A 16,740-nucleotide genomic window follows, 5' to 3' on the forward strand; every position below is an offset into this window, starting at 1 on the left:
GCAAAAAATCGGTCTGACGATCAACTTGGCGGAAATTACTCATCACAACCACGCTGGCTCGAGCCAATATCAACCCTCGATAATGAATCTCATTCCAGCTCTCGGCTCAAGTCCGACAGGCTGCTAGTATCTCGGCCTGCCGGCGTCGAGCTCGCATACCCTGATCGGGTCGGTGATCGGCGTCGGTGTCGCGAACCAGCTCATGGCGCCGGCGGCAGCGCCACCAGCGGCGTCGACTGGGCCCAGGCGACCAGCATCGGCTGGTCGCTGCTGCTGTCGCCGATCGTCGGCTTCTTCGCTGCCGCCCTGCTGCTGCTGGCGCTGAAGGTCGTGGCGCGCCGGCCCGAGCCGAGCTCTACCAGGAACCCAAGGGCAACCAGCCGCCCCCGTGGTGGATCCGCAGCCTCCTGGTGCTGACCTGCACGGGCGTGAGCTTCGCTCACGGCTCGAACGACGGACAGAAGGGCATGGGCCTGATCATGTTGATCCTGATCGGCACGGTGCCGACCGCCTATGCCCTGAACCGGGCCGTGCCGGATAGCCATGTCACGCAGTTCCGGGCCATCTCGCAGGCGACGCAGCAGTCGCTGATGCCCTACGCCAAGGGTGCCGAAGCGCCGGCCGACTACCGCGAGGGCGTGGCGGCCTATGTGCGCTCGCATGAGCTGACGCCGGCGACCATTCCGTCGCTGATCCGGCTGATGGGCGATGCCGCGGACAACGTCGGCAAGTACGGCAGCCTGCGGGCCGTTCCGGCGGAAGCGGTGCAGAACGTGCGCAACGACATGTACCTGACGTCCGAGGCGATCCGGCTGATGCAGAAGAGCGGCCAGCCGGCCTTCGACGTGGACACGACGAAGAACGTCGCCGCCTATCGCAAATCGCTCGACGAGGCGACGAAGTTCATCCCGACCTGGGTCAAGGTCGCGGTCGCCATCGCACTCGGCCTGGGCACCATGGTCGGGTGGCGGCGCATCGTGATCACCGTGGGCGAGAAGATCGGCAAGACGCACATGACCTACGCCCAGGGCGCGTCAGCCGAGGTGGTCGCGATGTCGACGATCGGCGCGGCCGACATGTTCGGCCTGCCGGTGTCGACGACGCATGTCCTGTCGTCGGGCGTCGCCGGCACCATGGCGGCGAACAAGTCGGGCCTGCAATGGTCGACCGTGCGCAACCTGCTGATGGCCTGGGTGCTGACGCTGCCGGCCGGCATCGTGCTGGCCGGCGGCCTGTACTTCCTGTTCCGGCACCTGTTCTAGCGCCCGAAATCGCAGCGAGGGATCTCCTGCGGCAAGGTGCAGGGTGCGCAATTTGCGGGAGATCCCTCGCTGCGCTCGGGATGACAGTTGCGGCTCACCTTCCGCCGATAGCCGGGGCGAGTGAAAGCGGTCGGGATGCCCGTGGTCCGGGTAGCGCCATTCCCTATGCCGCGGCCGGTCGGGTCAGGCCCAGCTCCTGCCAGACGTCCTGCAGCGCCACGACCAGCGCGTCCATCAAGGCGTCGTCGTGCATCGGCGACGGCGTGATCCGCAGCCGCTCGCCGCCGCGCGGCACGGTCGGGTAGTTGATCGGCTGGATGTAGATGCGGTGCCGCTCCAGCAGCAGGTCACTGGCGCGCTTGCACAAGGCGGCGTCGCCGACGAACACCGGCACGATATGGGTCTGCGAGGGCATCACCGGCAGGCCGGCCGCCAGCAACCGGCGCTTCAGGCTGGTGGCCCGCTCCTGGTGCCGGGTGCGCAGCTCGGGGTGGGCGCGCACGTGGCGGACGCTGGCAAGCGCGCCGGCGGCGATGGCGGGTGGCATCGCCGAGCTGAAGATGAAGCCCGAGGCGTTGCTGCGCACGAAGTCGACAAGGGCGGTCGAGCCGGTGATGTAGCCGCCGACCACGCCGAAGCCCTTGGCCAGGGTGCCCTGGATGACGTCAAGGCGATGCATGAGGCCGTCGCGCTCGGCGACGCCGGCGCCGCCGGCGCCGTAAAGGCCCACGGCGTGCACTTCGTCGAGATAGGTGAGCGCGCCGAAGGCGTCGGCGATGTCGCAGAAGTCGGCGATCGGTCCGATGTCGCCGTCCATGGAATACACCGACTCGAAGGCGATGATCTTGGGCGCCGCCGGGTCGGCATCGGCCAGCAGCGCGCGCAGATGCGCCACGTCGTTGTGCTGGAAGACGCGGCAGGCGGCACGGCTGTTGCGCATGCCGGCGATCATCGAGGCATGGTTCAGCGCGTCGGAGAAGATCAGGCAGCCGGGCAGACGGGTCGCGAGCGTCGACAGCGTCGCCTCGTTGGCGACATAGCCCGAGGTGAAGACCAGGGCCGCGTCCTTGCCGTGCAGCGCCGCCAGCTCGCGCTCGAGCTCGACATGCAGGTGGTTCGTGCCCGAGATGTTGCGGGTGCCCCCGGCGCCGGCGCCCTGCAGCGCCACCGCGTCACGCATCGCCTCGAGCACCACGGGATGGCTGCCCATGCCCAGGTAGTCGTTGCTGCACCAGACCACAACCTCGCGGGGGGCGCCGACGGGCGGGCGGTACACGGCCAGCGGATAGCGGCCAGCCAGCCGCTCCAGATCGGCAAAGACGCGATACCGGCCCTCGCGACGCAGGCCGCCCAGCGCCTCGGCGAAGAACCGCTCGTAATCAAACCCCATGGCGCTCTCCCGGCCGCCGCGTGTTTCCATGGCACGCGGTCTCTACCGTCTACAACGCTGTTCCGCCAGACAAATTCCGTCGCACCATGGGATCGGGCCTTGATCTGCGTCAAGGCGCCCCGGCGGCTCAGATCGCCGCTTCGGTCTGGGTATCGAAGAAGTGCAGGCGGTCGGGATTGAGGGCCAGGCGCAGCCGGTCGCCGACCTTGGCCGGCACGGTCGGCTCGACGCTCGCCACCATGGAGGCGGGGCCGGCCTTGACGTCCAGCAGGATCTCCGAGCCGAGCTGCTCGGTGACCTCGACCACGGCATCGAAGCCCAGATCGGCCGGGTCGCTGCCGTTGGCCACCCGCAGATCCTCGGGCCGGATGCCGAGCACGACCTGCCGGCCGGCATGGCCGCGCAGCCGGCCGGCGCTGGACTGGGGCGGGCGGATGCGGAAATCCGGGCCCTCGACCCAGACCGCGCCGTCATGCTCGGCCAGCGACACCGTGGCGAAGTTCATCGCAGGGGAGCCGATGAAGCCGGCGACGAACCGGTTGGCGGGCTGGTTGTAGAGCTCGAGGGGGGCGCCGACCTGCTGCACCACGCCGTCCTTCATCACGACCACGCGGTCGCCGAGGGTCATGGCCTCGACCTGGTCGTGGGTGACGTAGATCGCCGTCGTGCCCAGCCGGTTGTGCAGCTTCTTGAGCTCGACCCGCATCTGCACGCGCAGCTTGGCGTCGAGGTTGCTGAGCGGCTCGTCGAACAGGAACACCTGCGGGTGGCGCACGATGGCGCGCCCCAGCGCGACGCGCTGGCGCTGCCCGCCCGAGAGCTGGCGCGGCTTGCGCTTCAGCAGCTGGCCGATATCGAGGATGTCGGCCGCCTCCTGCACGCGCTTGGCGATCTCGGCCCGCTCGAACTTCCGCATCTTCAGGCCGAAGGCCATGTTGTCGTAGACGCTCATATGCGGGTAGAGCGCGTAGTTCTGGAACACCATCGCGATGTCGCGATCCATCGGCGGCAGCTCGTTGACCACCGTGTCGTTGATCAGGACCTCGCCCGAGGTGATGGACTCGAGGCCGGCCACCATGCGCAGCGTCGTCGTCTTGCCGCAGCCGGACGGGCCGACAAAGACCATGAACTCCTTGTCCTTGATGTGCAGGTTCACGTTCTTGACGGCGTGGACCTCGTCGAACTTCTTGTTCAGATCCCGGATGACGACCTGGGCCATGGCCGGACTACCCTTTCACCGAGCCGGTCAGGCCGGAGACGTAGTGTTCAACGAAGAACGAATAGACCATGGCGACCGGGATCGACCCCAGCAGCGCGCCAGCCATCAGCGGTCCCCAGAAGAAGACGTCGCCCCGGATCAGCTCGGAGGTGACGCCGACCGGCACGGTCTTCTCGCCGGGCGATGACAGGAACACCAGCGCGTAGATGAACTCGTTCCACGAGAGTGTGAAGGCAAAGATGCCGGCCGACAAGATGCCCGGGATCGCGACCGGGATGATGATGTAGAGCATCGCCTGCACCCGCGAGGCGCCGTCGATGCGGGCGCACTCCTCGAGCTCCCGGGGCACGGCCTTGAAATAGCCCATCATCAGCCAGGTGCAGAACGGGATCAGGAATGTCGGATAGGTGAGGATCAGCGACCACGGCGTGTCGCCGAGCTTGAAGTTGCGGATGATCTCGGCCAGCGGGATGAACAGCAGGGTCTGGGGCACCAGGTAGGTGACGAAGATGCCGGTGCCCAGGCTGCCGGCGAAGGGGAAGTTGAGCCGCGACAGCGCATAGCCGGCCAGGACGCCGCAGAACAGCGAGATCACCGTCGAGATCGCGGCGATGAACATCGTGTTCCACAGCCAGTCGGCGAACAGCGTCTCGTTGAACAGGTACTTGATGTGCTCGAGCGTCGGGTTGCTGGTCCAGAACGGCTGGTAGCGCGGCGAGTTCCACGGCTGGTACAGCTCGCCGTCGGGCCGGAACGTCGTGATCAGCATCCAGTAGAACGGGAACAGCAGCACGAACACGAACAGCGTCAGCGGGATGTAGAAGAAGACCCACCGCCGCCAGGGCGCACCTTCGATCATGGATCACCTGGTCTCGACACGGCGGATGTAGAGGAGCTGCACGATCACGATCAGCAGCAGGAAGGGGAACATCGCCAGCGATATCGCCGCGCCCTCCGACAGCAGCCCGGTGCCGATGCCGATCTGGTAGGCGTAGGTGGCGAACAGGTGCGTGGCGTTGGCCGGCCCGCCGCCGGTCATGACATAGACCAGCTGGAAGTCGGCGAAGGTCTGGATCACCGAGAACAGCACGACGACCATGGTCACCGGCAGCAGCAGCGGCCAGGTCACGTACCAGAAGCGCTTCCAGGGCTTGGCGCCGTCGATGGCGGCGGCTTCCTGCAGCTCGGGGCTGATCGTCTGCAGGCCGGCCAGCAGGCTGATGGCGAAGAACGGGACCCCGCGCCAGATGTTGACGATGATGATCGAGGTCATCGCCAGGTCCGGATCGCCCAGCCAGTTGATGCGCCCCGTGATCAGGCCGAGCTTGAAGAGCGCCCAGTTGATGACGCTGAAGGTGGGGTCGAACATCCATTTCCAGGCAAAGGTCGACAGCACCGTTGGGATGATGAAGGGCAAGAGGATGGCGGCCCTGATATAGGCTTTGCCTTTGAAGTGCCGGTTCAGCAGCAGCGCCAGCCACAGTCCGAGGAACAGCTTGAAGACCGTCGTGACGCCTGTGTACCAGAACGTGTTCCACACGGCCGTGCGGAAGATGCTGTCATTCCAGATCTTGTCGAAGTTCGCCAGGCCCACGAAGCCGCCCGACACGCCGACACGGTCGGCACTGAGCGACAGCAGCACGCCCTTCACGAAGGGGTAGGCGATGAACAGCCCGAGCAGCACTGCCGTTGGCAACAGCAGCGCGAAGGCAAGCCAGCGCTCGTCCTCCAGCACGCGGGTACGCGGGCGAGGTCTCTTCTGCCGGTCATCGACCGCGATTGCTATTGTCGCCATGGCATGCTCTCGAACTCGCCACGTTCAGGCCGCGATCCGACCTCGGTAGACGCACCGGCCTGTTGGTGAATCGCGCTGCTTCCATCAGCCAGCACGACCTTTCACGGCCTTGTCAGATAAAGACCTTCTTGAGCTCGCCTTCGGCCCACTTGACAGCCTCTTCGGCGGGCGTGCCCTGCACCGCCTTGGCATACATGTCGGTGATGATGTACTTCGACAGTGCCTCGGCGGCCTTGGCGTTGGGCGGGCCGGCAAAGCCGGGCGCCTGGCCCAGGCGACCGGCGACCTTGTAGGGCGTCATCACCGGATCCTCGTTCCACACCTTGTGCTTCTCCCAGTCGGCCGTGCACGGGGTGGCGAAGCCCTTCTGGGAGATGAACCATTTCTCGTAGTTGCTGGTGGTATGGATCCACTTCAGCAGCTGCTTCGCGGCCGCCTGGTTCTTCGAGTACTTCATCAGCATGTGCGACTGCAGCAGATGGAACCCGAACTGTCCGGCTGGCCCCTTGGGCAGGGGGGCGTGCTGGATGTCCTTGTTCATCTGCGTGCCTTTTTCGGTGATGTACTGGTCGGGCTTGCGCAGGCTCTCGATGTAGATCGAAGCACCGTTGAGGGTGGCGGCGATGGTCTGCGACAGGAAGGCCCGGTTGTTGTTGGTGTCGTCCCAGGCCAGGCCGCCTTCGTCATAGGCGTCCTTCCAGAAGCCGGCCATGAACTTCACCGACTCGATGGTCTCCTTGCTGTTGATCACGACCGTCTTGCCGTCCGCCTCGACCTCCTTGCCGCCCCAGGACCAGAGATAGGGATATGTGAAGGTCGGCGCGTCGCCAAACGTGTGGCCCAGCGTCTGGCCCAGCGGATGGCCCTTGGCCTTCAGCTTCTTGCCGACGTCGCGATAGGCCTCCCAGGTGTCCGGAAACGTCGTGGCGCCGACCTCGTCGAGCCAGGACTTGCGGTAGGCGATCATGGCGCCGATCACGGCCCACGGCATGCCCATGAACATCTTGCCGTTGCTGCAGATCGAGCGTGCGTACTTGTAAAGCCCGCCTTCCTTGCTGGACAGGTCCTCGGCCAGCTCGGTCATGTCGACGACGCTGTCGGCGTAGAGATAAGTCTGGTTGTTGAAGGCCATGATCAGGTCGGGACCGGCGCCGGCCTGGATCGCGGCCGTCACGCGCGGCTGCAGGTCATTGCCGTTCACGGTCTCGAGGTTGATCTTCATGCCGAGCTCTTTTTCGGCAGCCGGCAGCATCTCCTTGCGCAGCAGGACATCCGATGCCGGGACGAAGTCGTTCCATTTCAGCCAATGCACCTGCTGCGTCTGGGCGTAAGCCGGCGCCTGGCCGCTCGCCAGGATCGCTGCCATGCCGCCGGTCTTCGCCAGCGCGGTACCCGCACCCGTGGCCCTCAGGAACTTGCGACGCGTCACCCGCATGATGCCTGTCCTCCCTGTACGTTCTTGCTTTTTCGGAGGCAAGGGTTGGCTACCCTTGGCAGGGCGACAAACGTATTCTTTGCAATACCTGATGAATCTGGTTCACCAGACGGCAACGGCCCGGGATCGCCACTACAACACGCCTGCGATGATGTGGCCCGTCGTTGGTCCATTTACGCGCCGGTGCCGTAGACCTTCTTCACTTCGGCCTCCGCCCATTTGACCGCGTCCTCGGCACTCATGCCCTGCACCGCCTTGGCGTACATATCGACGATAATGTACTTGCTCAGAACCTCTGCCGCCTTCTGGCCGGCCGGTCCGGCGTGTCCGTACACCAGGCCTAGGCGGCCGGCGACACGGTAGGGCGCCATGACCGGATCTTCATCCCAGACCTTGTGATTTTCCCAGCTCCTGGTCGGCCCGGTCGCGAACCCTTTTTGCACAACGAACCATTTCTCATAGACCGCGGGGGAATGGAACCAGCGCAGGAACTCCTTGGCCGCCTTCTGATTTTTCGAGTAGCCCATGACCATGTGATTCTGAAAGGGATGGACGCCGAATTGCCCGTGAGCCCCTCTCGGCAACGGCGCGTGCAGGATGTCCGTCCTCATCTGCGCGCCAGAGTCGGTCTTGTACTGGTCGGGCTTGCGCAGCGCCTCGATGTAGATCGAGGCGCCATTCAGCGTCGAGCTGATGGTCCCTGACAGGAAGGCACGATTGTTGTTGCTGTCATCCCAGGCGAGCCCGCCTTCGTCGTGCGCCTCCTTCCAGAAGGCGGTCATGAACTTCACCGATTCAATCGTCTCCTTGCTGTTGAGCTTGACGGTCTTGCCATCGGCCTCGACCTCGCGCCCGCCGAACGACCACATCAACGGATAGCAGAATGCCGGCGCATCGCCGACAGTGTGGCCCAACGACTGGCCGATCGGACGGCCGCGAGCCTTGAGCTTCCTGCCGGCCTCGCGATAGGCTTCCCAGGTTTCCGGGAACGTGGTCACGCCGATTTCGTCGAACCAGGACTTCCGATAGGCCACCATGGCTCCGATGATGCAGTAGGGCACCGCCACCCACTTCCTGCCATCATGTGACTGGGCTTTCGCCAAGTCGTAGAAGCCACCCTGGCTGGCGGCAAGCTCCTCGCAAACGTCGCTCACATCGACGCAGCTCTCGGCATAAAGCTGAGCATTGTTGTTGAATGCCATCGTGATGTCGGCGCCGGACTGTGACTGGATCGCCGCCGTCACCCGCGCCTGCAGGTCGTTGAGACCGATGGTTTCCAGGTTGATCTTGATCCCGAGGGCCTTCTCCGCCTCGCCCAGCAGCTGCCGGCGCAGGAGCTGGTCGCCGGCTGGCACGAAGTCATTCCACTTCAGCCAATGGATCTGGGTCGTCTGGGCGTAGGCTGGTGCCCGTCCGGTCGCAAGAATCGCGGCCAAGCCTCCGGTCTTGGCGACCGCAGCGCCGCCGCCCGTTGCCTGAAGCAGTTCACGTCGCGTGATGCGCCTCATCGATTTCCTCCCGTCGTGTTTTTGCTTCGTTCTCGACGGGCAGAGTTGGCCGCGGGCTGCAGGTCGACACAAACGTATTGTTTGCAATTCCGATTGAATTCCGTTCATCGGCGATGGCGGCTGGGCAGGGCCAACACGCAGGGTTGGCGTCTGTCAATCGACGATGAACAGGCGCGCGCCGGTGATCGAGCGCGAGCGATGCGGCTCGGCGCCGTCGGCGACCTGGTAGCTCATCCCGGGCCGCAGCACCGCCACCCGGCCGTCCTTGAGCTCGGTCAGCAGCTCGCCTTCGAGGCACAGCAGGATGTGGCCTTTCTCGCACCAGTGGTCGGCGAGGTAGCCGGGCGTGTACTCGACCATGCGCACGCGGATATCGCCGAACTGGCAGGTGCGCCACAGGGCCTTGCCGGTCTCGCCGGGATGCTCCGTGGGCGCGATCGCCGACCAATCGGTGGTGCCGAAGGGGATGGCGGACATCTTCATGGCGAGGACCTCACGCAGCGGGAAGGGGACGCGCGGCGCGCCACGTCGCCGGCGACGGCGCAGCGAGAATGCAGCCGGCGCCGGCGAACGCCAGCGCCGCGCCGGCCACGATGGTGCCGACATAGGAGCCGAGGAAGTCGAACATGAAGCCGGCCGCCGTCGGCCCCAGCAGCGCGCCGGCCGAGACGCTGGCGTACTGCGCACCCAGGATGGCGCCCAGCGCGCGGGTCCCGAAATAGTCGGCGATCACCGACGGCGCCATGGCGACGAAGCCGCCATAGAAGGCGCCGAACAGGGTCGCGAACACGGCCAGCAGCCACACGTCCGTGGTTGATGCCCACAGCAGCTGCGCCGCGCCCGTGCCCAGGAACATGGCGGCGTAGGCGCGCTGCCGGCCGACGCGGTGGGCCAGCCCGGCGAAGGCGAAGCGGCCGACCGTGCTGCCGATGCCCAGCAGCGCGATCAGCGTCACGCCGTAGGCTTCGCTCAGGCCGGCGTCGCGCACGTAGGGCACCAGGTGCACGTAGGGGATGAACAGGCCGAAGGCATTGGCGGCGCAGGCCGCGAACAGCAGCCAGAAGGGCAGGGTGCGCGCCGCCTGCGCCAGGCTGTCGCCGCTGTTGGCGGCCGCCATGCCGGTGGCGGCGCCGGCACGGCCGTCGGGGTGCTGGCCGTACAGCTCGGGCGAGCGCAGCAGGGTGAAGGCGGCGAACACCGCCGTGGCCAGCGTGATCACCCCCAGCCAGACATAAGCGGCGCGCCAGCCCAGGTTGTCGATCAGCGCTTGCGCCAGCGGCGGCGCCAGGATCGTGCCGACGCCGATGCCGGCGACGGCGATGCCGGTGGCCAGGCCGCGCTGCTGCGCGAACCAGCGCTGCACGGCGGCGACCGACGGCACATAGGCAAGGCCGATGCCGATACCGACCCCGGCGCCATAGCCGACATAGACGTGCCACAGCGCTGTCGCCTGGCTGGCGGCGAAGGCGCCCAGGGCGACCAGCGCCATGCCGCCGGCCACCACCCAGCGCGGGCCGACCCGGTCGGCGATGGCGCCGCTGGGCAGGCCCAGTGAGAAATAGAGGCCACCGGCGACCGCGAAGATCAGCGAGATGTCACCGCGCCGTGCGCCGAACTCCGCTTGCAACGGCAGGAAGAAGGCCGCGAAGCAGTAGGCGACCCCGAAGCCGACGCACAGGACGGCGAACGTGCCGGCGACCACCCACCAGCCGTAGAACGCGCGATCCTTCATTGCGGTGCCCGATGCGTCGCGCCGTCCGCCGTCACTCGTCGTTCGTGTTGTTGGCGGGGTCCCGCCTGGGCGCCGCCGGATCCCAGCCGAGCTGCTCCATCGCGGCGCGCGCCACTTCCGGATCGAGCGCCGGCGGCACCAGATCGGCGCCCTTGGCCAAGGCCTTGGCGACGACGTCGATGCCCTCGATCCGGGCTCGCCGCTTGCTGTCGGTCGCGATCACGGCCCAGGGGGCATGATCTGTATCCGTGCGCTCCAGCATGTCGTCGAAGGCCTCGAGGTACTCGGCCCGCTTCTGCATGTTGCGGAAATCTTCCATCGTCACCTTGAAGCGCTTCTCCGGGGCATCCAGGCGGCCGATGATTCGCTTGCGCTGCTCCTTGGTGCTGATATGCAGCAACAGCTTCACCATCCGCACGCCGTCATCGGTCAGGAGCCGCTCGAACTCGTTGATCTCGTCATACGCCCGTCGCCAGGCTTCCTTGGGCGCGTAGCCCTCGATGCGCTCGACCAGCACACGGCCATACCAGGTACGGTCGAAGATCGCGATCGCGCCTGATTCGGGCAGCTTCTGCCAGAAGCGATAGAGGTAGTGCTTGCCTTGTTCCTCCAGGCTTGGCGCCGCGATCTGCCACACATGCAGGGGGCGCGGATCGAGCCGCTCGGTCATCCGCTTGATCAGGCCGCCCTTGCCGGCGGCGTCCCAGCCCTCGATCGCGACGATCGCCCGGCCGCCCGTCTGCGCCAACCATTGCTGGATGCGCAGCAGCTGGAACTGCAGCTGGTGCAGCCGCTCCTCGTAGGTATCCTCGTCCAGGCCGTCGGCGAGGTCCATCTTGTCGAGCTTCTTCCACTTGCCCATCACATCCTCCGCGCACCCAAGTCTGCGCAGCCGCGGCGCAGTGATGCAACCTTTAATCACCGTTGCATGGCGCAGCGCCTGCAAGCCGCGTTGACATGCAGGCGCCGCTTGCCTCCAATCGTGCCCGATGACGGATATCGCTTCAGATGCGGGTGAAACCTGGCTGCGGCCGGTCGACCAGGCCGGCAGAGTGGTCCTCGAGGCCGGTGGCACGTGGACCGTGTTCGCGGTCGCCGAGCTGCGCCACATCGAGGACCCGGCCAAGGGCCGGCGCAATGTGGCGGCCATCGACATCGCCGGTATCCACAAGCTGGACACCGCCGGCGCGCTCGAGATCGTGCGGCTGCAAAAGCTCTTTCCCGACGCCGACGTGGAGGGCGGCAAGCCGGAGCACCTGGCCCTGATCGAGCTGGTGACCAAGGGGATCGCCGCGGGCGTGGTCAAGCCGCAGCGGATGGGGTGGCTGGCCCACTGGCTCTACGAGCTGGGCGAGACGGTGATGGAATTCTTCGAGCAGACGGCCCGCCTGCTCGCATTCTTCGGCGAGGTGCTGGTGGTGCTGGCCGGCGCGATCCGCCGGCCGCGGCGCTTCCGGATGTCGTCGGTCGTGGCCCAGATGCACGAGGTCTGGATCCTTGCCATGCCGATCGTCGGCGTGCTCACCTTCCTGATCGGCGTGGTGGTCGCCTACCAGGGCGTCGAGCAGCTCAAGGCGTTTGGCGCCGAGACCTTCACCGTCGAGGCGGTGAGCATCTCCGTGCTGCGCGAGCTGGGCGTGCTGCTGACCGCTATCATCGTCGCCGGGCGGTCCGGCAGCGCCTTCACGGCGCAGATCGGGACCATGCAGGTCAACCTCGAGCTCGACGCCATGCGTACCATGGCGTTGAACCCGATCGAGTGGCTGGTGGTGCCGCGCATCATCGCCCTGACCCTCTCGATGCCGTTGCTGGTGTTCTTCGGCAACATGATGGGGCTGCTCGGCGGCGCGCTGGCCTGTATGATCTACCTGGACTTCACCCTGGTGCAATTTTTCGACCGCCTGCGGGACACCGTGTATATCTGGCACTTCTGGACCGGCATGATCAAAGCGCCGGTGTTCGCCTTCGTGATCGCGGCTGTCGGCTGCTACGAGGGCCTGCAGGTCAAGGGCTCGGCCGACAGCGTGGGGCGGCAGACGACGAAATCGGTGGTCGAGGCCATCTTCTTCGTCGTGGTGCTGGACGCGCTGTTCTCGATCATCTTCCTGGTCGCGGGTGTCTGAGATGAACGACGCGGCCACCCTGCCGCCGCTGGTCGAGGGCGGGCAGATCAACGACCACTCGCAGGGACGCGAGCGCGTGATCTCGATCCGCGGACTGCGCAACCAGTTTGGTGCAAACGTACTGCATGACCGCCTCGATTTCGACGTGTTCCGCGGCGAGATTGTCGGGCTGGTCGGCGGCTCGGGCTCGGGCAAGTCGGTGCTGTTGCGCACCATTGTCGGTCTGAACCCGTGGCGGGAGGGGCGCATCGAGGTCTTTGGCGAGGATATGGGCCATCTCACCGCCGATGAGCGCAGCCACGTGCAGACCCGGTGGGGTGTGCTCTTCCAGGACGGTGCGTTGTTCTCCTCCTTGAGCGTGATCGAGAACATCGAGCTGCCCCTGCGCGAGCATGCGCGCGTGCCCGAGGCAGCGCTGGACGACATTGCCGCGCTGAAAATTTCGCTGGTCGGCTTGCCGCCTGGCGCCTGCGCCAAGAAGCCGTCCGAGCTGTCCGGCGGCATGAAGAAGCGTGCCGGCCTGGCCCGCGCGCTGGCGCTGGATGCCGAGCTGCTGTTCCTCGACGAGCCGACGGCCGGCCTCGATCCCATCAGCGCCTCCAACTTCGACAGCCTGCTGCGCGACCTGCAGCGGACCCTGGGGTTGACGGTGGTTATGGTGACGCACGACCTCGACAGCCTGAACGCCATCTGCGACCGGGTCGCGGTGCTGCTCGACAAGCGCATCGTGGCCGGTACGATGGAAGAGCTGCTCGCCTACGACCATCCATGGACGAAAGAGTACTTCCATGGACCGCGGGCCAGGGCAGCGGGCATTCGCTAGGAACCGGCAAGGAGAGCGTATGGAAAACCGGTCCCCTTACGTGCTGGTTGGCGCCGCCGTCCTGGTGTTCGTGGCGGCGATGACGGTCTTCATCATCTGGAAGCTGCGCGCCGGCGGCGAGAAGGAGCAGGCGGCTTATGAGATCTTCTTCTCCGGCGAGGTCCAGGGCCTGACCAATGATTCACCGGTCTTCTATCGCGGCATCCGTGTCGGGCGGGTGTACTCGATCTCGCTGCGCACCCGCACCGAAGCGCCGCGCCGCGGCGGCACACCCCGGCCGATCGAGCGGATCGCCGTCGTGATCGCCGTCGATTCGACGATCGATATCCGGGAACGCTCCCGGGCGGTGCTGGAGCGGCCGCTCGTGACCGGCGCCGCCTTCATCCAGATCATCGCCCGGCCCGAGGAAAGCGACGAGATCAAGCCCAAGAAGGCGCTTGGCCATGCTCCCTACCCGGAAATCCTCGAAGGCTCGTCCTTCTTCCAGACCACCACGACGAGCGCCCAGGAGCTGATCGCCAAGGCCGGCCAGATCGCCGACCGCATCAACGATGCCCTCAGCCCCGAAACGGTCAAGGCGTTCAACCAGATCCTCGTCAATCTGGCGGATATTTCCGCCATGCTGGCGAAGACGGAACCCGCATTCTCCAAGACGGTCAACGATCTGCCTGAAACACTGGCCGACCTGCGCAAGATGCTGGACAAGTTCGGCTCGGCCAGCGAGCGGCTCGACCTGATGCTCGCCGAGCTGGGACCCCAGGACGAGGCGACACGCAAGATGCTGGCCGGACGCACACCAAGCGAGCTGAAGCAGGCAATGACCCAACTGCGCGACGCGCTGGCCAACGTCAATTCCGCGGCCGGCAATCTCAATCGTACCGTCAGCGAGAACCGCGGCGCGGTCCGTCAGTTCTCGGAAGGCGGGCTGTCGGAGCTCAGCGTCGCGATCCGCGAGCTGCGCACGCTGGTGGCCAACCTCAATGCGATCTCGAGCCGGCTCGACCGTGATCCGGCCGGCTATCTGCTCGGCGGCAGCCGGCAGGGATATCAGCCGCGATGACGATGGTGACGCGGGCGCGCAGCGCCCTTATCACGGCCATGGCCGGCGCCCTGCTGGCGGCATGCGCTGTCCTGTCGGCGGGCGAGGACCCGCCGAACCTCTACACCCTGACCCCCAAGAGCACGTTCGATGCGTCGCTGCCGCGGGTGTCATGGCAGATCGTCGTCGAGCCGCCGACGGCGGCGGCCTACATCAACACGTCGCGCATCGCCCTGGCGATGACACCGACCTCGGCCGACTACTATGCCAAGTCGGCCTGGGCCGACCGGGCACCTTTGATGGTGCAGACGCTGATCGTCGAATCGCTGGAGAACACCCACCGCATCGTCGGGGTGGGCCGCGATCCTCTCGCGGTGCGGCCGACCTACGTGCTGCAGACCGAATTGCGCGAATTCCAGGCAGAGTACTTCCACGGCAAGCCGCCGACCGCGCGTGTCCGCATCGTGGGTCGCATCGTGCGCCAGTCCGACCGGCAGATCATCGCCACCCGCGGCTTCGAGCGATGCGTGCGCGCTGCCTCGGATCAGGTGGCGCCGGTGGTGCAGGCCTTCGACGAAGCGTTGGGCGGCGTGCTCAAGTCGCTGGTGTCGTGGACCCTGCGCGTGCCGCCGCCGCAGCCGGTGCCCGACGGCACGCCGCCGCCCGCCCGTGGCACGCGCGAGGACGATACCGCGGGCTGCGACAAACCCGGCAGCTGAGGCTGCGCCGCGGCGCGTCGTCCCCATTACTTGAGGCCATGTGGTGGGCGTTGACCCTGGGCGTGGCGCATGCCATGCCAGCGCCCGTTCGCAGCGGGCGGACGGCGATTCAGGAGCAGCGCATGAGCCTCGATATTTCGCGCCCGGACCTCGTCGTGGGGGTGGTCGGCACCGGCGCCATGGGGCGCGGCATCGCGCAGGTCTCGGCGCAGGGCGGCATCCGCACCGTCATGTACGATGCGACGCCGGACGGCGCGTCCGCGGCGAGGAACGCCATCGTCGCGACCATGAAGGGCCTGGTCGACAAGGGACGCCTGACGGCCGAGGCCTGCGCCGCCGCCGAGGGAAACCTCGAGGTCGCCAATGGGCTCACGGCGCTGGCCGGCTGCCATGTCGTGATCGAGGCCGTGTTCGAGAACCTGGAGGTCAAGCAGAAGCTGTTCGCCGAGCTGGAGGCGGTTGTCGGCGAGGCCACGGTGATCGCCTCCAACACCTCCTCGATCCGCATCGCCGCGATCGCGCGCTCGCTGAAGCGGCGCGACCGGGTCTGCGGCATGCACTATTTCAACCCGGTGCCGCTGATGAAGCTGGTCGAGGTCATCCGCGCCGCCGACACGGCGCCGTGGGTGGTCGACGCGATGGTGGCGCTGGGCAAGCGGCAGACCCGCGTGCCCGTCGTGGTCGGCGACACGCCGGGGTTCCTGGTCAATCTCGGCGGCACGGCGATCGGCACCGAGGGCTTGCGCATCTTCACCGAAGGCCGCGCCACGCCCTCGCAGATCGACGCCGTGATGCGCGATGCCGGCGGCTTCCGCATGGGGCCGTTCGAGCTCATGGACCTCACCGGCATCGATGTGAACTTCCCGGCCCGCCGCATCATCTACGAGGGCTTCTTCCACGACCGGCGGATGACGCCCAGTCCCTACCATGAGGGCCTGTTCCAGGCCGGCAGGTTCGGCCGCAAGACCGGCGGCGGCTGGTATGACTACGATGCGCGCGGCACCAAGGTCGACCCCGGGCCCGACCTGGCGGTGAGCGCGGCGCCGGCGGCGAAGGTGGTGGCCGCCGACCAGGCCGCCGGAAAGGTGATGGCGCTGCTGATGGCGAGCGGCACGTCCGTCGTCGCGCATGACGATGGGCAAAGCCCGGTCGTGGTCACCCCGCTGGGTGACGACTGCACGACCACATGCGTGAGCCTCGGCCTCGACCCCAAGCGCACGGTCGCGATCGATCCGACCGGCGCGGTCGAGAAGCGGGCCACCATCATGATGGCGCCGGGCGGCGATGGGGCGGCGCGTGACGCCGTGGCGGCGGCGCTGGCCAAGGCCGGCAGCCGGGTCACGGCCATCAAGGACAGCCCCGGCTTCATCTTGCAGTGCATGCGCAGTATGATCGCCAATCTCGGCTGCGAGATGGCGCAGATCGGCATCGCCTCGCCGGCCGACGTCGATACCGCGATGACCCTGGGCCTGAACTACCCGCAGGGACCGCTGGCGATGGCTGACGCGATGGGCGTGAAGGAGACGCACGCGATCCTGGAGCGCCTGCAGGCGATCACCGGCGATGACCGCTACCGGCCCAGCCAGTGGCTGCGCCGTCGCGCGCTGCTGGGGCTGAGCGCGACGACGGTGGAATAGGGCATCTTCTTTCCGGGGGCGCATTTGGTGCTACTCTGTGGCGTCACCTGGGGATCCG

At 66.7% G+C, this 16,740-nt stretch carries 14 protein-coding genes and 1 pseudogene; 6 read left to right on the forward strand and 9 right to left on the reverse strand.

Translation table 11 applies throughout. From position 1 onward, the window contains the following. Positions 1-127: 127 nt before the first annotated feature. A pseudogene (locus FHP25_RS33410) lies at positions 128-1,262 on the forward strand (inorganic phosphate transporter); the annotation flags it as partial. Positions 1,263-1,425: 163 nt separating this feature from the next. Here the strand turns inward: FHP25_RS33410 and hemA are convergent. The 9 genes from hemA to FHP25_RS33455 all read right to left on the reverse strand — a co-directional run bounded on the left by hemA (position 1,426) and on the right by FHP25_RS33455 (position 11,203). Further along, on the reverse strand, positions 1,426-2,652 hold the full coding sequence (hemA, locus tag FHP25_RS33415; RefSeq protein ID WP_147851333.1) for a 5-aminolevulinate synthase: 1,227 nt from the start codon (positions 2,650-2,652) through the stop codon (positions 1,426-1,428). A gap of 127 nt (positions 2,653-2,779) precedes the next feature. Next, positions 2,780-3,871 carry an ABC transporter ATP-binding protein gene (locus FHP25_RS33420; protein ID WP_147851334.1) on the reverse strand — a complete coding sequence of 364 codons (1,092 nt, stop codon included), beginning with the start codon at positions 3,869-3,871 and terminating at the stop codon, positions 2,780-2,782. A 7-nt stretch (positions 3,872-3,878) separates the two neighbouring features. Continuing rightward, on the reverse strand, positions 3,879-4,730 hold the full coding sequence (locus tag FHP25_RS33425) for a carbohydrate ABC transporter permease (RefSeq protein WP_147851335.1): 852 nt from the start codon (positions 4,728-4,730) through the stop codon (positions 3,879-3,881). A gap of 3 nt (positions 4,731-4,733) precedes the next feature. Further along, a complete protein-coding gene (locus FHP25_RS33430; protein ID WP_147851336.1) occupies positions 4,734-5,666 on the reverse strand; it encodes a carbohydrate ABC transporter permease in 933 nt (310 codons plus the stop codon). Between the two features lie 112 nt (positions 5,667-5,778). Beyond that, positions 5,779-7,101, reverse strand: coding sequence for an ABC transporter substrate-binding protein (locus FHP25_RS33435; RefSeq protein WP_218578796.1), 1,323 nt, complete (start codon positions 7,099-7,101; stop codon positions 5,779-5,781). Between the two features lie 173 nt (positions 7,102-7,274). Further along, entirely contained in the window at positions 7,275-8,609 is a 1,335-nt protein-coding gene (locus tag FHP25_RS33440; RefSeq protein WP_147851337.1) for an ABC transporter substrate-binding protein, read from the reverse strand. 153 nt (positions 8,610-8,762) lie between these two features. After that, complete coding sequence (locus FHP25_RS33445; protein ID WP_147851338.1) at positions 8,763-9,092, reverse strand: DHCW motif cupin fold protein; 330 nt, start codon at positions 9,090-9,092, stop codon at positions 8,763-8,765. Between the two features lie 10 nt (positions 9,093-9,102). Continuing rightward, the gene (locus tag FHP25_RS33450; protein ID WP_147851339.1) at positions 9,103-10,341 is read right to left on the reverse strand and encodes an MFS transporter; all 1,239 of its coding nucleotides are present in this window, start codon (positions 10,339-10,341) and stop codon (positions 9,103-9,105) included. A 31-nt stretch (positions 10,342-10,372) separates the two neighbouring features. After that, positions 10,373-11,203: a polyphosphate kinase 2 family protein gene (locus FHP25_RS33455; RefSeq protein ID WP_147851340.1), complete on the reverse strand. Its 831-nt coding sequence runs from the start codon at positions 11,201-11,203 to the stop codon at positions 10,373-10,375. 127 nt (positions 11,204-11,330) lie between these two features. Here FHP25_RS33455 and FHP25_RS33460 point away from each other — a divergent pair, with 127 nt between their 5' ends. The 5 genes from FHP25_RS33460 to FHP25_RS33480 all read left to right on the forward strand — a co-directional run bounded on the left by FHP25_RS33460 (position 11,331) and on the right by FHP25_RS33480 (position 16,682). Further along, positions 11,331-12,464: an MlaE family ABC transporter permease gene (locus FHP25_RS33460; protein ID WP_147851341.1), complete on the forward strand. Its 1,134-nt coding sequence runs from the start codon at positions 11,331-11,333 to the stop codon at positions 12,462-12,464. A 1-nt stretch (position 12,465) separates the two neighbouring features. Further along, positions 12,466-13,287, forward strand: a complete 822-nt coding sequence (locus FHP25_RS33465; RefSeq protein WP_147851342.1) for an ABC transporter ATP-binding protein — start codon at positions 12,466-12,468, stop codon at positions 13,285-13,287. Between the two features lie 19 nt (positions 13,288-13,306). Beyond that, positions 13,307-14,347 carry an MlaD family protein gene (locus tag FHP25_RS33470; RefSeq protein ID WP_178133975.1) on the forward strand — a complete coding sequence of 347 codons (1,041 nt, stop codon included), beginning with the start codon at positions 13,307-13,309 and terminating at the stop codon, positions 14,345-14,347. Beyond that, complete coding sequence (locus FHP25_RS33475; RefSeq protein ID WP_147851344.1) at positions 14,344-15,045, forward strand: ABC-type transport auxiliary lipoprotein family protein; 702 nt, start codon at positions 14,344-14,346, stop codon at positions 15,043-15,045. Before FHP25_RS33470 ends, FHP25_RS33475 begins: the two co-directional genes overlap by 4 nt. Positions 15,046-15,167: 122 nt before the next feature. Further along, entirely contained in the window at positions 15,168-16,682 is a 1,515-nt protein-coding gene (locus FHP25_RS33480; protein WP_147851345.1) for a 3-hydroxyacyl-CoA dehydrogenase, read from the forward strand. The last annotated feature ends 58 nt before the right edge of the window (positions 16,683-16,740 follow it).

This window comes from Vineibacter terrae, assembly GCF_008039615.1.
Taxonomy (GTDB): domain Bacteria; phylum Pseudomonadota; class Alphaproteobacteria; order Reyranellales; family Reyranellaceae; genus Vineibacter; species Vineibacter terrae.

Excerpts from the sequence above, each read along its gene's own strand:
- FHP25_RS33445 (WP_147851338.1), bottom strand. The coding sequence starts at position 9,092 with ATGAAGATGTCCGCCATCCCCTTCGGCACCACCGATTGGTCGGCGATC.
- FHP25_RS33450 (WP_147851339.1), bottom strand. The coding sequence starts at position 10,341 with ATGAAGGATCGCGCGTTCTACGGCTGGTGGGTGGTCGCCGGCACGTTC.
- FHP25_RS33460 (WP_147851341.1), top strand. The coding sequence starts at position 11,331 with ATGACGGATATCGCTTCAGATGCGGGTGAAACCTGGCTGCGGCCGGTC.
- FHP25_RS33455 (WP_147851340.1), bottom strand. The coding sequence starts at position 11,203 with ATGGGCAAGTGGAAGAAGCTCGACAAGATGGACCTCGCCGACGGCCTG.
- FHP25_RS33465 (WP_147851342.1), top strand. The coding sequence starts at position 12,466 with ATGAACGACGCGGCCACCCTGCCGCCGCTGGTCGAGGGCGGGCAGATC.
- FHP25_RS33425 (WP_147851335.1), bottom strand. The coding sequence starts at position 4,730 with ATGATCGAAGGTGCGCCCTGGCGGCGGTGGGTCTTCTTCTACATCCCG.
- hemA (WP_147851333.1), bottom strand. The coding sequence starts at position 2,652 with ATGGGGTTTGATTACGAGCGGTTCTTCGCCGAGGCGCTGGGCGGCCTG.
- FHP25_RS33480 (WP_147851345.1), top strand. The coding sequence starts at position 15,168 with ATGAGCCTCGATATTTCGCGCCCGGACCTCGTCGTGGGGGTGGTCGGC.
- FHP25_RS33440 (WP_147851337.1), bottom strand. The coding sequence starts at position 8,609 with ATGAGGCGCATCACGCGACGTGAACTGCTTCAGGCAACGGGCGGCGGC.
- FHP25_RS33435 (WP_218578796.1), bottom strand. The coding sequence starts at position 7,101 with ATGCGGGTGACGCGTCGCAAGTTCCTGAGGGCCACGGGTGCGGGTACC.
- FHP25_RS33420 (WP_147851334.1), bottom strand. The coding sequence starts at position 3,871 with ATGGCCCAGGTCGTCATCCGGGATCTGAACAAGAAGTTCGACGAGGTC.
- FHP25_RS33470 (WP_178133975.1), top strand. The coding sequence starts at position 13,307 with ATGGAAAACCGGTCCCCTTACGTGCTGGTTGGCGCCGCCGTCCTGGTG.
- FHP25_RS33475 (WP_147851344.1), top strand. The coding sequence starts at position 14,344 with ATGACGATGGTGACGCGGGCGCGCAGCGCCCTTATCACGGCCATGGCC.
- FHP25_RS33430 (WP_147851336.1), bottom strand. The coding sequence starts at position 5,666 with ATGGCGACAATAGCAATCGCGGTCGATGACCGGCAGAAGAGACCTCGC.